Source organism: Paenibacillus sp. N119s (genome assembly GCF_059447605.1).
In genome coordinates, this window is the sequence record NZ_JCAJRU010000474.1 from 1 (window position 1) to 781 (window position 781).

Sequence of the window (781 nt, forward strand, 5' to 3'; positions counted from 1 at the left end):
CATTAAATGAGTACACGATATGAAATTCAAGATCAACAATGGCGGCAGATTCAAGATCTTTTTCCACCTGAACGAAAACCACAAGGAGGACGTCCTGCATTGGACAATCGAATCATGTTGAATGCCATGCTATGGGTGGCCCGTTCAGGCGCCCCTTGGCGTGATTTGCCCGATTTCTTTCCCCATTGGAAATCTGTCTACACTCGCTTTCGACGCTGGCAGAAAGCAGGGATTTGGGATGAAGTGTTAAAACACGTTTCGCTGGATTCCGATGAGGAAAGCGTGATGGTTGATGCTACGATTGTACGAGTTCACCAGCATGGATCAGGCGCAAAAGGGGGCAAAGCAAGCAAGCGATCGGGCGTTCCCGTGGCGGATTAAGTACCAAAATTCATGCTGTGGTGGATGCGTTAGGCAACCCACTTCGCTTCGAATTAACCGGAGGCGAGGCGCATGATTCCTTCCATGGATACGAAATGCTTAAAGCCATGAAACTGACCATGAAGCACGTCTTAGCCGATCGCGCTTACGATACGAATGCGATCCGGGCCTTTTTGGAAGAACAACGGGCCATCCCCGTGATTCTGGGTAAGAAAAACCGCCGAGTGCCCCCGAAATATGATCGGGACATCTATAAAGAACGACACTTAGTAGAATGTTTCTTCAATAAAGTAAAAAAATACCGTCGTCTGGCGACTCGCTATGATAAATTAGCGTGTACGTTCAAGGCATTTTTGACCTTGGCATCCATTGTAGTGTGGCTTGCTTAAGTTTGAAGACA

The 781-nt window shown here is 47.6% G+C and carries 1 pseudogene; it reads left to right on the forward strand.

Annotated features, from left to right (window positions below):
- Positions 1-6 precede the first annotated feature (6 nt).
- Positions 7-770, forward strand: a pseudogene (locus tag AC5V8P_RS25840) (IS5 family transposase).
- Positions 771-781: the final 11 nt, after the last annotated feature.